This is a genomic window from Exiguobacterium sp. s6 (genome assembly GCF_018618155.1).
In the GTDB taxonomy this organism is placed as follows: domain Bacteria; phylum Bacillota; class Bacilli; order Exiguobacteriales; family Exiguobacteriaceae; genus Exiguobacterium; species Exiguobacterium mexicanum_A.
The window spans coordinates 65,320-78,412 of sequence record NZ_JACSLN010000003.1 but is presented as its reverse complement, the minus strand read 5'-3'; the positions used below and the strand labels follow the sequence as shown (position 1 = coordinate 78,412).

Below are 13,093 nucleotides of genomic sequence, written 5' to 3'. Positions count from 1 at the left end.
GAGCGTATGAAACGAATGTGGAATGTGGTCGCACTCGGTGCGGTCGTCGTCATCGGTCTCGGGACGTTCGCTTTCGATATGCGGGACACGAAAGCGGAATGGGAGTTAGATGTCAAAACGAATCCTAGTGTGTGGAAGTCACAAACGGTTGGTCTATTTTACGGAACGGAAGAAGAAGGTACGACGGAACGATTCCAATTGACGACCGATCGTAGTCGTGTGACGAGCAATGTGAACTATATCGAAGAGGCGTTAAATTATCGGAGCGAGGTAGATTCGTCAGTTCGTGGTTTTTATCGAGAATTGTCTGGCTTAAGTTTTATGCAATCGATTCGAACAGCTGACGGCTATATTGGCGTCGGCCAGAACGGGAACAAAGAGATTGCGGTGTTTCGAATGAATGGACAAGAAGTCACCAAACAAGTCTTTGGGAATGAAGTTGATGGCGCTTCTGAATTGATGGACAGTCCTTGGGCCGGCCTCTTTGTTCATGACGGAAACGTGCATGTCATTTACCGAGATGGTTATGGAGAGAATCCAGAGACGAAAATTGCTAGGTTCGATGAGGCTGCCAAACAAATCGTGATCGAGAGCGTGGCGTTACAAGATGAATCCATTTCGACCGTGACTGGAACATCGTGGGCTTTTCGACCGCACATGGCGACGATTGACGCGGATAATCGGTTCATCCCGGTTGGCATGACCGAGCAAACATCCATCACGGAAAATGGAGAAACTTATTTAAGTGAGCAAGAAAAGATTGGGATTTATGCGTATGATGCGGAAACGAAGCAAGTCGTTGAATTGATGCCAGACGGTGACATGTGGAACGCGACGGTGTACGAGGATCAATTGATTTCCTTACAAGAAGACGGGACCGAATTCGTCATCGATTTGAAGACTGGGAAGCAGTCGACACGTTCAGTCATCGATGGTTCGGTCGGCACGACCTCATACATCGGGGACCGACTGTACCATGCCCGCCCTACGAAAGACGGGGCCGTCATCGACGTCTATCAAGATGGAAAAGCCATCTCGAGCGCCACGGTGAAAGCGACGAACGACGAGGCGAAAGCATTGGTGACCAACACAGAATATTACGTGGAATAAAAAAAGCGAGAGGCGGCCGCCTCTCGCTTATTTTGATGGTTTCGGGATGATGACCCCTTCTTCTAAATCAAGCAACATGTCGATCAGTTCCGCACAGAACTCCGGGAACTGGTCGAGGAACGCACCTGGACCGACCTCGTCGGTGAAATCGATATACAGGTCCGACACGTTACCGGCCATCTTCGCCGGGAGGGCGAGGAACGCCGACCCGAACCGCCAGTTGTCGCGGATATCGAGCAGTTTACCGAGCATCACATCGCCCGGTTCACGAGCCTCCGGAAGCGTCACTTTGTAGATTTCTTTCGTCTCCCAATCGCGTAAACCGTCCTCGGTCACTTCGAAGACCGAGCAACGCGGGACCGCCAAGCCCCGAAGCGCGTGATAGAGGGCGGGGGACATCTCGGCCTTGTGATCCGCCAAGTAGCGGCCATGCGGCGTCATCCCGTCTTCGTCCGTCTCGAAGAAGACGGCCCAGTCGATGAACAAGTCGCGGAACAACTCCGCGTCTTTCAAATGCCACGTGCCTTCCGAGGCGATCTCTTGTATATAGTTCGTCCATTGCGTGCTGCGCGCGAGCGCGGCCTGCTCATACAATTTTTTCAGCTCGGCCAGCAATTCGGACTCTTCTACGAGCAAAGGGAATGGAATTACTTTCCGGTCTTTTTTCATCGGCGTGGTCCTCGTTTATTCGCAGGACGCTTGACGACCGGCGGTTTATCCTCGATTCGTTTCTCGATGACGTCGCCACGGTAAATCTCGAGTTCTTTCAATTCAACGCCGAGTTGACGGGCGAACGATTTCAAATGGGTCAAATCCTCATCTGTCACGAGCGAGAGGACCGTCCCAGCCGCGTTGCCGCGTGCTGTCCGGCCTGAGCGGTGAATAAAGTCATCGATTGATTCTGGCAAGTCGAAGTGGACGACGTGCGTCACTTCCTCGATATCGAGACCACGGGCTGCGAGGCCAGTCGTGATGAGGAGCGGGTAGTCACCTTTACGGAACTCACGAAGTGTTTCGACACGTTCGCGCTTTCCTTTCAAGCTGTCGAGCATGCGATAGTTCACTTTCATTTTGTCGAGCTCACCTTTCAACGGTGGCAAGAACGACCGGTTGTTGATGAAAGCGAGCGCTTTGACGTTGTCGACGTGAGACAGGCGGCGGAGCAACTCTGGTTTATACCGACGCGTCGTCAACATGTAGCCATAGGTGACTTGTGCGCTTACCGCCCGCTCGATTTTCACGTGGGCCGGTTCGTTCAAGAATGGGGCAGCCCAAGCTTGAAGCGTGTCTGTGAGTGTCGCCGAGACGAGGGCGATTTGATGTTCATGCGCCGTATGTTTGATGATCCGTTCGGCAGATTCTGTCAAACCGCTATCGATGATTTGATCGGCTTCGTCGAGGACAATCGTATGCGTCTCGTGAAGTTTCAACTTTTTCTTCTCAATGAGTTCGACGAGTCGGCCCGGTGTCCCGACGATCAAATGTGGTTTTTTCTTCAACCGGTCGATTTGACGTTTCAACTCGACGCCACCGATGAACGAAGCGATGCGGACGTCACCTTTCTCGGTGAAGCGTTGCGCGACCGTTTGAATCTGCATGACGAGTTCACGCGTCGGCGCGACGATGACGACTTGGATGCGGTCGTTCGACGCGTCGATTTTTTCGATGGCGGGTAATAAGTAAGCAAGCGTCTTCCCGGTACCTGTCGGCGCTTCGATCGTGACGTCTTTTCCGTCAAGAAGAAGCGGGAAGGCTTCGGCTTGGACCGGCATTGGTTCAGTAAAGCCAAGGCGATCCCAGGCTTCGTTAATAAATGGTTTTGTAAAGTTCATATCAATTCTCCTTATCGTGGGGCAAAAACAAAGGAAGCATAAGCGCTCCCTGTCTTAGATATAGCGAACATGTTCAGTATCTTGGTCGAATGAAGAACGGAGTGTCTGTGTGAACGTCTGTCCGTCCTCGATGAGTTTGATGTGCACATCGATTTGGTCAGCCGACGCCTCGACGCCTTCGACGGTGAAGCCTTGATACACACGGTACTGCAATTCTTTCGTCAACCGTTCGTATGAAGCGAGCTCTGGATACGTCGCTGCCACGTCAATCGGGCGCGAGATGAGAGCAACGAGCAAGTTATCGCGGTAGTCGATGAAATCCTCGTTTTCGATGTCGTCGTCAAACCGAATCCAAAAACCTGCGTCTTCAAATTCTGTGATGAATCCGTCACGTTGTTCACCGTTTTCCTCTACTTTAAGAGAGATGCGGTCACCGGTCTTTAAATCGTGAGCGGCTGTCAATAATTCGTACGTCATGGGAAGAACCCCTTCCTCTTCTACAATGTTCTGCCTTCATTGTGTCCGATATAAGGCAAAAATTCAAGTTCTATCCCCGAGGTGTGAGGTACATCACTACGAAAACTGTATAAATCGTCACATCCCATCTGAAATGATACAGAAATGAGTTGAATCCTGCCGTAACAAGACTTATCTGTTTCAGAAGGAAGGGTGTTTGCATTATAACAGTATTTAAAGCGCTTACAAAAACGGCTTTATGCCAACGTTCATGAGATTGTTACAACTTTCACAAGAATGTAAAACAAAATGTTCACGTTTTCACGTACACTCAATTTATAGAAAGCACGCAGTTATCTCAACTATGAGGAGTGACCCACAATGGCAACCGAAATTAAATCAGCCTGGTCAGGATTTGTACCTGGGCAGTGGACGAACGAAGTGAACGTCGGTGAGTTTATCCGTTTGAACCGACACGAATACACAGGGGACGATCGTTTCCTCGTCGGACCGACCGATGCGACGAACCGTCTTTGGGCACAAGTGATGGAATTGACGAAAGAAGAGCGGGAACGCGGTGGTGTTTGGGCGGTCGATCAAAACAACCCATCGACAATCGTCTCGCACGGACCGGGATACTTAAACAAAGAGCTCGAGAAAGTGGTCGGTGTTCAAACGGACGAGCCGTTCAAACGTTCGATCCATCCAAACGGCGGCATCCGAATGGTCGACGCTGCCCTTGAGTCATACGGTTTCGAGCCGAACCCTGAAATCACAAAGATTTATTCGGAAATTCGCAAAACGCATAACCAAGGTGTCTTCGATGCGTACACACCTGAGATGCGGGCGGCGCGGAAGTCAGGGATCATCACAGGTCTTCCTGACGCTTACGGCCGGGGACGGATCATCGGCGACTACCGTCGTGTTGCCTTGTACGGGTTAGACTTCTTGATTGCAGAACGTAAAAAAGACTTGGCGAACCGTGGCGGTTTCTTATCAGAGTCAGATATTCGGACACGGGAAGAAATGTCTGAGCAGCTCCGGGCCCTCCAAGAGTTGAAACAACTCGGTGCGGCGTACGGGTTTGACCTCGGCCGTCCGGCGGAAAATACACAAGAGGCGTACCAATGGGTATACCTTGCATATCTCGCAGCCGTCAAAGAACAGAACGGCGCCGCGATGTCACTTGGACGTGTCTCGACATTCCTCGATGTTTACGCAGAACGTGATATCGAAGCAGGTCGTTTGACCGAGTCAGACGTTCAAGAAATCGTCGACCACTTCATCATGAAGCTCCGGATCGTCAAATTCTTGCGCACGCCTGACTACAACGAATTGTTCTCGGGTGACCCAACGTGGGTGACCGAGTCAATCGGTGGGATGAGTGAGGATGGTCGCTCGAACGTGACGAAGAGCTCATTCCGCTTCTTGCATTCACTCTCAAACCTCGGGCCAGCACCAGAACCGAACTTGACGGTGCTTTGGTCGACGAAATTGCCAGAAGGATTTAAACAATATTGCGCGAAGATGTCGATTGAGACGTCTGCGATCCAATATGAAAACGACGACCTCATGCTTCCAGAGTTTGGCGACGACTACGGCATCGCCTGCTGTGTGTCACCGATGAAGATCGGGAAACAGATGCAGTTCTTCGGTGCCCGCGCCAACATGGCAAAAGCACTCCTTTACAGCATGAACGGAGGCCGCGATGAGAAGAGCGGCGACCAAATCGCGCCGGTTTGGGAGATGAACACCGAAGACGTGCTCACGTACGACAAAGTGTATGCCGACTTCGATCGGACGCTCGATTGGCTCGCCGAGCTCTACGTCAACACGCTCAACGTCATCCACTTCATGCACGATAAATATGCGTATGAACGGATCGAGATGGCACTTCATGACCCAGAAATCCTACGGACGATGGCATGCGGAATCGCCGGTCTCTCGGTCACAGCAGATAGTCTGTCAGCCATCAAATATGCGACCGTGAAACCGGTCCGAAACGAGCAAGGCATTGCTGTCGACTTCGAGACAGAAGGCGACTTCCCTAAATTCGGAAACAACGATGACCGTGTCGATTCAATCGCCGTCGAACTCGTTGAGTCGTTCATGGAAAAAGTGCGTAAGCATAAAACATACCGCGACGCGCTCCATACGCAATCGGTCTTGACGATCACATCAAACGTCGTCTACGGCAAGAAAACAGGGAACACACCGGACGGACGCCGTGCCGGCGAACCGTTCGCCCCAGGTGCGAACCCGATGCATGGCCGCGATACGAAAGGTGCTGCCGCATCGCTCTCATCAGTCGCGAAACTTCCGTTCGAGCATGCGCAAGACGGGATCTCATACACGTTCTCGATCGTACCGAAAGCACTAGGCAAAGAAGAAGTAGCTCGTGAACTCAACTTAGCGGCACTTCTTGACGGCTATATGGGCGGCGAGCATAAAGGACATCACTTGAACGTCAACGTCTTCAACCGTGAAACGTTGCTCGATGCGATGGAGCATCCGGAAGAATATCCACAGCTCACCATCCGCGTCTCTGGCTATGCGGTCAACTTCATCAAGTTGACGCGCGAACAACAAATCGACGTCATCAACCGGACGTTCCACGGTTCATTGTAAGTAATCAAGGCTTGGCGGCCTTCTTCTGAAGGCCGCTCATTCGTTAGGAGGTCATTTCGATGACAATGGGATATGTACACTCGGTCGAATCGTTTGGAACCGTTGACGGCCCGGGAATTCGTTTTATCGTCTTTTTACAAGGTTGTGCGCTTCGTTGCTTGTATTGCCACAACGCTGACACGTGGGATTTCAAAAAGAATAACCATCGTTCGGCCGAGGACGTCATTCAAGAAGCGCTCAGCTATCGTCCGTTCATGGAAGCATCAAAAGGCGGTATCACGATTTCAGGGGGCGACCCGCTCGCGCAGCCGGAGTTTTTAGAAGCGCTCTTGCGTGAAGCGAAGAAACACGGGCTCCACACGACACTCGACACGTCGGGTGCACTTCGTCCCCCTAACTTGGACGCCATCTTAGATCATACGGATCTCGTCTTACTCGATATCAAACATATCGACGATGACATGTGTAAGAAACTGACGGGACGGAGCAACGTCAACACGCTCGCGCTCGCTGAACATTTATCCGAGCGCGGAACGAAAATGTGGATTCGCCACGTCCTCGTCCCGGAATGGACACTTGATGAAGGAGCGCTCCGCCGCACAGCCGCGTTCATTCAAAAGCTCGACCACGTCGAGAAAGTCGAAATTTTGCCGTACCATGAGATGGGTGTCTATAAATGGGAGGCACTCGGTCTCGACTATCCGCTCAAAGGGATTAAACCCCCGACGACGGAAGAAGTCGAATGGGCGGAAGGGATCTTACAAGGAACCGTTTAAAAAACTGCGCAGACCGTCACGGTCTGCGCAGTTTTTGGATTACAAATGTTTTTGACTGACGTGCTGACGGATGGCTGCCTCATCGAGTGGGCGCTTGGCGACGCCGGTCTCGACGGCGGCTTTGGCGACTGCGACTGCGACGGCGGGTGCGATTCGCTCATCGAACGGGCTTGGGATGACGACCCCGTTTATGAGATCTTCCTCGGTCAACAAGTCGGCAATCGCGTGGACGGCCGCTTCTTTCATCTCTTCGTTGATCTCGGTGGCGCGAACGTCAAGCGCCCCGCGGAAAATACCAGGGAAGGCGAGGACGTTGTTCACTTGGTTGGCGAAGTCGGAACGACCGGTCGCGACGACACGCGCCCCGGCTTTTGTCGCGAGGTCCGGCATGATCTCCGGAATCGGGTTCGCGAGTGCGAAGATGACCGGATCGACAGCCATCGAACGAACCATCTCTTCGGTGACGGCACCGGCCGCCGAGACGCCGATGAAGACGTCGGCACCTTGAAGCACATCGGCGAGCGTCCCTTCATGTTGCTTCCGGTTTGTCGCTTTGGCGATTTGATCTTTGAACGGGTTCATCCCTTCGACGCGTCCTTCGTAAATTGCGCCTTTCGTGTCACAGATGACGAGGTCTTCGACGCCGAAACGCTTCAACAGTTTCGCGATGGCGATGCCGGCAGCCCCGGCACCGTTCATGACGACCCGAAGTTCAGGCATCGTCTTGTCGACGAGTCGCAGTGCGTTGACGAGACCTGCTAGGACAACGATGGCCGTCCCGTGTTGGTCGTCATGGAAGACGGGAATCGGGAGCGTCTGTTTCAGGCGCGCCTCGATCTCGAAACATTCGGGCGCCTTGATGTCTTCTAAGTTAACGGCACCGAATGTCGGCGCAAGCAATTCGACCGTCCGGACGATCTCGTCGACGTTATGCGTGTCGAGACAGATGGGGAACGCATCGACGCCGGCAAAGCTTTTGAACAAGACGGCTTTCCCTTCCATGACCGGGAGCGCGGCCTCTGGACCGATATTGCCGAGGCCGAGGACGGCACTTCCGTCCGAGACGACGGCGACCGTGTTGGCACGGAGTGTATAATCGTAAGACAATTCTTTATCTTCAGCGATGCGACGGCACGGTTCGGCGACACCCGGTGAGTAGGCGAGGCTGAGCGCTTCTTTCGTGTCGACGTCGACTTTCGGTGTCGTTTCCAATTTCCCGTGGTGCATGGCGTGCATCTCAAGTGCGCGTTCGTTCAATGTTTTCATAAGTCTCTCCCTGTGTGCTAGCGATTTTCATCTGTGCGAATACGAATCCATTGTAGCGGAGAAACCGCTTTCTTTCGAGGGTTTTGCCTGCATTTATGCGAACTATTTCTGAACGATTGTTCACAAATGTCGGATTGGTGATGAGACTTGGTGCTAGGGTGGGAAGGTCGAAAAAGGAGCCACAGTTTTTCTGTGACTCCTCTCTTAGATTAAGCTTTCGTTTTTCGTTTCTTCTTCTCAGCGAGACGTGCCGCCTCCGCTTGCCGTTTTTCCGCGTAGCGGAGCTCGCGCTCGAGCTTGACGAAGCTCTGATAGCGTTTCGCATCGAGCGTTCCAGATGTGATGGCGGATCGGACGGCACAGCCCGGTTCGGTGCTGTGCGCACAGTCCCGGAACCGACACGTCTCCGCGAGTGCCTCGATATCCCGAAACGTGTCGTCGAGGTGATCGGCCCCGTCCCAAAGTCCGAACTCACGCATGCCCGGGGTGTCGATGACGAACAAATCGTCAATCCGGAACAGTTCACGATGCGTCGTCGTGTGCTTGCCGCGCTCATCGCTCTCGCGTACGGCCTGTGTCTCGGCGACGGTCTCACCGGCAAGCGCGTTCGTCAGTGACGATTTCCCGACGCCGGACGAACCGACGAGTACGATCGTGCTTTCGCTCGGCAGTGCGGCTCGCAACGCCTCGACGCCGTCGCCTGTGAGTGAACTGACAGGGAAGACATCGACCCCCGGAACCGTCAAAGCGAGCTCATCGACGAGCGCCTCGGCGTTGTCGACTTGGTCCGATTTCGTCAAGATGATGAGCGGTGTGGCTCCGGTTTCCCACGCGGCGAGCGAATAGCGCTCGAGCCGGCGCAGGTTGAAATCATGTCCGCACGCCATCGTGATCAAGATAAAATCGACGTTCGCGCAGATCAATTGTTCGCGCGTCTCGTTGCCGGCCGCTGCCCGTGACAGGACAGTGCGCCGCTCAAGGAGACGCCGAATCACGCCTTGACCATGCTCACGAACGGTGAACTCGACGAAGTCACCGATGACCGGATAGTCGCGCTCGCTTTCGGCCTCATGTCGGAATTTCCCGGTGACACTGCACGTATAGTTCGCACTTTCAGTCGTGATGGTATACATATGTTGGAACTGTGCCGTGACACGTCCCGTTGTCGTTGTTTGATTCAAATAGAATCCTCCTTTTAGTTGTGGAGGACAGTCGCCCTCCTGTTGGCTGACAAAGTGTGTACTGCGAATTGTACGGTGCTCATAAAACATCATCCTTTCGTTGTTCGATGCCTCTAGTATAACACACGATTTGAGAACGCTATCATCTCAGTCTACAGACCGAGGGAAAACAAGCCTTCCGCTCGTCGCACTATTGAAAATAACGTATTATGATAAGAGTGTACTTAACGAGGAGGGATAATCGATGAATCGCCAGGTGAAGCAAGTATTGTTCATTGTGGCCGCGATCTCTTTAGTTCTCGTTCTAATCGGCTTTTTACCGAACATGATCATGTTCGGTTTGGGGGCGCTCTTAGCACTGTGGGCTGGAGTCAGATTCATGGCCGTGACACATGTCGGCGCAAAAATCGGTTACGGCGCGCTTGCCGTGATCGGGATCATCACAATTTTATCGAATATTTGGGCGTTGATCGGGATTGTGGTGGCATGGGTATTGTTTAAAGGGTATATGATGTATGCCAACCAAAAACAAGACGTCGAGATTTTCAATGCGGACGGGTCGCGTGCGAGCCGCAGCAGTTTTCAATCGTTCGATCAAGTTTGGCAGAAGTTTGTAAACCGTCGCTAAGATTCAAAAGGAGGACATCAAGATGAAAACACCATTTGACCAGTTTCGTGATTTAGCTAACGAGTTGACGAAAGAACTATCGAAAGAGATGAAGAAGTTTCAAGATAAAGAGGGGCCACGTTCGGCTCCACGCTCAAGTGGGGAAGCCGAATTGAACCGCCATATCCGCGGTGCTGAAAAAGAGGCGCTGTCAGTCGAACGTCTCGTTGAGCGTCAAAAGTCATTGCTCGAGGAACTTGCTACAAAACGCGATGACGCCAAGCAGATGGCCGATAAGCGTTACGAGCAGACGGAACTCGCCAAACAAGCAGGCGAAGACAAGCTCGCCGAACGGGCAGCTCTCGAGTCGAAGCATTACGGTGAGCAGTATCGTTATTTTGAAGGTCTCCTCGATGAAGGAGCACGTGAACTCGATGCCCTCGAGCGCCGAGCTCTCGAGATGCGACTGAAACTCGATGAGATGCAAAACAAACGGTATGAGTTCGCAATGCGTGAGAACCTGGATTTATTGAAAGGTGCGCTCGATCAAATCTTCGGGGCAGAGACGTCGAAGACACATCCATTCACGGAAGAAGAGAAAAAAGCAGAAGAGAAGAAACAAGAACCGGCCGCTGAAGAGAAGATCGATCTAGCGGACGAAGATGATTTCGAAGCAAAACTAAAAGAACTTGAGCGTCGTTTCAAACAAGACTGACGCAACGGTTCAGCGATGGTCCGGCGAATGGTTGGGCCATCGCTTCTTTGCTTCATGTTACATACTGTTAGAGAGGGGGAAGCAATGTGGAACGTTGGAACACACGCCAAATCATCGGCTTTATGATCATTCTATTCGCCATTGGACTATTTATCGATATCGCGACGGGTGGTAACAGCGTCCTCTTCAGCATGGTCGTCCCGCTATTGTTGCTGTATATCGGGCGTCGTTTTAGCCGCAAAGGCAATCAGCCGGTCAGCTATATCTTTTACGGGATTGGCGGTATCATGCTCGTCGGGCTCATCTTCTCGTCGGCGGCGTTCGGCTTCGTATTGTCAGGTTTATTGCTCATGTTCGGCTATCGACTGTACAAGAATCGTCCGCTCGAATCGAGTCGGTTCAAGTCACATATCCGGCAAGAACAGGCCTTTTCGTTCGGGACGAAAGAGAGCGGTCACTACGTGCTTCAAGACACGAATGAATTCTTCTTGTTGCGTGACGTCGAACTCGACTTGTCGCGCGCCATCATTCCGGAGGGAGAGACGTTCTTACTATTGAACGGACTCGCCGGGGACGTCCGAATTCTCATTCCGGCCGGCTACGATTACTCGATTGATGCATCAATCGGATTCGGCAAGATTCAAGTCGATGAGTCGAACTATTCACCGGTGTTCAACCGTCGCTTTTACACGGCTTCGGACGATTATCAAGCAGCAACACGGAAAGTCCGCATCCATATCGTGCTCATGAGCGGAAGTGTCGAGGTGATGACCGTATGAAGAAGGATTCGTATCCAAGGACGGTCGTCTGGCATCAGTTATTTAGCAGCCTACTGACGGCACTGTTCGTCACGATCGCATTTTTAATAGGTGACTCGACTTCACTCCGAGATTTGTTCACACGTGAAGAAGGGTTGCCTTTCGGTGTGTCTATCCTCGTCATCGCCGTCTTGATTGGTAGCATCTTCGGGGTCGGTTCGTATTTTTATTTGCGACGCGACTTCCGGGAAGTGGCGATTGCCTTGTGGAAGCTTGAGAATCAAAAAGAGATTACATTCCGTCCATTGTCGCCTTATCGAGATACACTCGAACGGATCGCCCGGATTTCTAAGCAACGCACGGAAATGATTGAGATGGCCAAACGGGTCGGGGACCGACCTGTCAGTGTCGAGGAAGCGCGCAGCGAAGCAGTCGTCGAAGAACGGCGCCGTGTCGCCCGTGAACTCCATGACTCGGTCAGTCAGCAACTGTACGCCATCTCGATGATGACGACGGCGGCCAAACAGACGATCACTTCAAAACCAGACGTGGCGGCCAAACAAATCGAGCAGGTCGAAGTGATGGCACAAACTGCTCAGGCGGAAATGCGCTCGCTTCTGTTGCAACTCCGTCCGGTCGAGCTCGAAGGAATGACGCTCAAGACGGGAATCGAGCGCCTGTTAGAAGAACTGTCACGCAAACAATCGACCGAGCTCGTATGGCGCCTCGAAGAAGTCGAATTGTCGCGACATACTGAGAATGAACTGTTCCGCATCGTCCAAGAAGCGATTAGCAACACGCTTCGCCATGCGAAAGCGAAGCGACTTGAAATCGAAATGCGGACCGTGCAACAGACGGTCATCTTAAAAATAAACGACGACGGGATCGGCTTTAATGTCGATGATACACAAGTCGCCTCATATGGCTTACAATCGATAAGAGAGAGGACGGCTGAGGTCGGCGGGACGTTACGACTCGTCAGTGTGCCAGGCGTCGGTACTCAGATTGAAGTGCGTGTGAAACAACAAGTGGAGGGGTTAGAATGATTCGAGTCGTATTGATTGATGACCATGAGATGGTGCGGGCCGGCGTCTCGGCGTTTCTGTCGACGCAGCCTGACATCGAAGTCGTCGGAGAAGCATCGGATGGCGCGACAGGGGCCGAGCTTGCCATCGCCGAGAAGCCCGATGTCGTCTTGATGGATTTAGTGATGGAGCCTGTCGATGGGGTCGAGTCGACGAAGCGGATCAAGGCGAGTTGGAAAGAGGCCAAGATTTTGGTCGTGACGAGTTTCTTGGATGACGAGAAAGTGTATCCGGTCATCGAGGCCGGGGCTATGAGTTACGTCTTGAAAACGGCGAACGCCAACGAGATCGCCGATGCGATTCGTCAAACGGCAGCCGGCAATCCGGTCATGGCCGCCCAAGTGACGGGCAAGATGCTCGAACGGCTCCGACATCCGGAAAAGACGTTGCACGAGAGTCTGACGGCAAGGGAACGTGAGATTTTGCAATTGATGGCGGAAGGGAAATCGAACCAAGTCATCGCCGATGAACTATACATCTCGTTGAAGACGGTGAAGACACACGTCTCCAACATTTTGACGAAGCTTGACGTCTACGACCGGACGCAAGCCGTCGTTTATGCGTTTCAACATAATATCGTCAGTAAAGGATGAACAGGGTGCTTCCAAGCGCTGCACTCGAATTGTCCACACATGGCTACACGACAAACAAGGATCACGCCGACGCGTGATCCTTGTTT

General features: G+C 52.5%; 13 protein-coding genes. 8 read left to right on the top strand and 5 right to left on the bottom strand.

Annotated elements, in window-relative coordinates:
- The first annotated feature begins 6 nt into the window (after window positions 1-6).
- A complete protein-coding gene (locus tag KNP75_RS13125) occupies window positions 7-1,110 on the top strand; it encodes a hypothetical protein (protein ID WP_215190605.1) in 1,104 nt (367 codons plus the stop codon).
- Window positions 1,111-1,137: 27 nt separating this feature from the next.
- Here the strand turns inward: KNP75_RS13125 and KNP75_RS13120 are convergent, their stop codons facing one another.
- The 3 genes from KNP75_RS13120 to KNP75_RS13110 are packed head-to-tail and all read right to left on the bottom strand — an operon-like array spanning window position 1,138 to window position 3,419.
- Window positions 1,138-1,779: a hypothetical protein gene (locus KNP75_RS13120; RefSeq protein WP_215190604.1), complete on the bottom strand. Its 642-nt coding sequence runs from the start codon at window positions 1,777-1,779 to the stop codon at window positions 1,138-1,140.
- The gene (locus KNP75_RS13115; RefSeq protein WP_034781120.1) at window positions 1,776-2,942 is read right to left on the bottom strand and encodes a DEAD/DEAH box helicase; all 1,167 of its coding nucleotides are present in this window, start codon (window positions 2,940-2,942) and stop codon (window positions 1,776-1,778) included. Before KNP75_RS13115 ends, KNP75_RS13120 begins: the two co-directional genes overlap by 4 nt.
- 54 nt (window positions 2,943-2,996) lie before the next feature.
- Window positions 2,997-3,419 carry a hypothetical protein gene (locus KNP75_RS13110; RefSeq protein WP_034781118.1) on the bottom strand — a complete coding sequence of 141 codons (423 nt, stop codon included), beginning with the start codon at window positions 3,417-3,419 and terminating at the stop codon, window positions 2,997-2,999.
- A gap of 360 nt (window positions 3,420-3,779) precedes the next feature.
- Here KNP75_RS13110 and pflB point away from each other — a divergent pair, with 360 nt between their 5' ends.
- Window positions 3,780-6,026 (top strand): formate C-acetyltransferase, encoded by a 2,247-nt coding sequence (gene pflB / locus KNP75_RS13105; protein WP_034781115.1) that lies wholly within the window; start codon window positions 3,780-3,782, stop codon window positions 6,024-6,026.
- A gap of 59 nt (window positions 6,027-6,085) precedes the next feature.
- On the top strand, window positions 6,086-6,802 hold the full coding sequence (gene pflA / locus KNP75_RS13100) for a pyruvate formate-lyase-activating protein (protein ID WP_021067805.1): 717 nt from the start codon (window positions 6,086-6,088) through the stop codon (window positions 6,800-6,802).
- 39 nt (window positions 6,803-6,841) lie between these two features.
- Here the strand turns inward: pflA and KNP75_RS13095 are convergent, their stop codons facing one another.
- Both KNP75_RS13095 and rsgA read right to left on the bottom strand, forming a co-directional pair.
- On the bottom strand, window positions 6,842-8,068 hold the full coding sequence (locus KNP75_RS13095) for an NAD(P)-dependent malic enzyme (protein ID WP_214797586.1): 1,227 nt from the start codon (window positions 8,066-8,068) through the stop codon (window positions 6,842-6,844).
- A gap of 209 nt (window positions 8,069-8,277) precedes the next feature.
- Window positions 8,278-9,249, bottom strand: a complete 972-nt coding sequence (gene rsgA / locus KNP75_RS13090; protein ID WP_215190603.1) for a ribosome small subunit-dependent GTPase A — start codon at window positions 9,247-9,249, stop codon at window positions 8,278-8,280.
- 244 nt (window positions 9,250-9,493) lie between these two features.
- On the opposite strand from rsgA, the gene KNP75_RS13085 reads away from it, so the two are divergent.
- The 5 genes from KNP75_RS13085 (at window position 9,494) to KNP75_RS13065 (ending at window position 13,007) form a co-directional block, all read left to right on the top strand.
- Window positions 9,494-9,877, top strand: a complete 384-nt coding sequence (locus KNP75_RS13085; RefSeq protein ID WP_034781108.1) for a lmo0954 family membrane protein — start codon at window positions 9,494-9,496, stop codon at window positions 9,875-9,877.
- Window positions 9,878-9,899: 22 nt separating this feature from the next.
- Entirely contained in the window at window positions 9,900-10,571 is a 672-nt protein-coding gene (locus KNP75_RS13080) for a PspA/IM30 family protein (protein ID WP_215190602.1), read from the top strand.
- A gap of 86 nt (window positions 10,572-10,657) precedes the next feature.
- The gene (gene liaF / locus KNP75_RS13075; RefSeq protein ID WP_034781097.1) at window positions 10,658-11,350 is read left to right on the top strand and encodes a cell wall-active antibiotics response protein LiaF; all 693 of its coding nucleotides are present in this window, start codon (window positions 10,658-10,660) and stop codon (window positions 11,348-11,350) included.
- The gene (locus KNP75_RS13070; RefSeq protein WP_034781091.1) at window positions 11,347-12,375 is read left to right on the top strand and encodes a sensor histidine kinase; all 1,029 of its coding nucleotides are present in this window, start codon (window positions 11,347-11,349) and stop codon (window positions 12,373-12,375) included. Before liaF ends, KNP75_RS13070 begins: the two co-directional genes overlap by 4 nt.
- Complete coding sequence (locus tag KNP75_RS13065) at window positions 12,372-13,007, top strand: response regulator (RefSeq protein ID WP_034781089.1); 636 nt, start codon at window positions 12,372-12,374, stop codon at window positions 13,005-13,007. The genes KNP75_RS13070 and KNP75_RS13065 overlap by 4 nt, the downstream gene beginning before the upstream one ends.
- Window positions 13,008-13,093 lie beyond the last annotated feature (86 nt).

Coding starts and splice junctions, on each gene's coding strand:
- KNP75_RS13120 (WP_215190604.1), bottom strand. CDS start 1,779: ATGAAAAAAGACCGGAAAGTAATTCCATTCCCTTTGCTCGTAGAAGAG.
- KNP75_RS13080 (WP_215190602.1), top strand. CDS start 9,900: ATGAAAACACCATTTGACCAGTTTCGTGATTTAGCTAACGAGTTGACG.
- KNP75_RS13110 (WP_034781118.1), bottom strand. CDS start 3,419: ATGACGTACGAATTATTGACAGCCGCTCACGATTTAAAGACCGGTGAC.
- pflB (WP_034781115.1), top strand. CDS start 3,780: ATGGCAACCGAAATTAAATCAGCCTGGTCAGGATTTGTACCTGGGCAG.
- KNP75_RS13065 (WP_034781089.1), top strand. CDS start 12,372: ATGATTCGAGTCGTATTGATTGATGACCATGAGATGGTGCGGGCCGGC.
- KNP75_RS13095 (WP_214797586.1), bottom strand. CDS start 8,068: ATGAAAACATTGAACGAACGCGCACTTGAGATGCACGCCATGCACCAC.
- KNP75_RS13070 (WP_034781091.1), top strand. CDS start 11,347: ATGAAGAAGGATTCGTATCCAAGGACGGTCGTCTGGCATCAGTTATTT.
- KNP75_RS13125 (WP_215190605.1), top strand. CDS start 7: ATGAAACGAATGTGGAATGTGGTCGCACTCGGTGCGGTCGTCGTCATC.
- KNP75_RS13085 (WP_034781108.1), top strand. CDS start 9,494: ATGAATCGCCAGGTGAAGCAAGTATTGTTCATTGTGGCCGCGATCTCT.
- KNP75_RS13115 (WP_034781120.1), bottom strand. CDS start 2,942: ATGAACTTTACAAAACCATTTATTAACGAAGCCTGGGATCGCCTTGGC.
- pflA (WP_021067805.1), top strand. CDS start 6,086: ATGACAATGGGATATGTACACTCGGTCGAATCGTTTGGAACCGTTGAC.